Annotated in this window: 1 protein-coding gene; it reads left to right on the forward strand. The window is 54.4% G+C overall.

What is annotated here, in order from left to right; all coding sequences use genetic code 11:
* A partial coding sequence (locus AC1RPX_RS07965; protein WP_481763360.1) for a hypothetical protein occupies nucleotides 1-274 on the forward strand: 274 nt, incomplete at both ends.

Consider the following 274-nt stretch of genomic DNA (forward strand, 5'->3'; position numbering starts at 1 on the left):
GATCATCCGTCCCGAGGTAATGGAAGAGAAGGACTGGGTGTACTGTATCCTTCACGAACTTTCGCACCACCTGCATTTCGAGTTCTTGTCGGGCTCCAAGCTGGAAGGTTCGTGGGTGCGGCTCTATAACAAGAGCATCAAGGTCACGACCGTTAAAAAGGAAGACAGTAAGCGACTACTCGATGATCTGCTGGGGCAGGAATCGCGCCCCTCGGACTTCCGTGGCCAGCTCGGTGAGGATGATGCGGAAGCCTTCAAGTGGATTCTGAAGGCG

This window comes from Dellaglioa sp. CoH-56-MRSF-14, assembly GCF_056782115.1.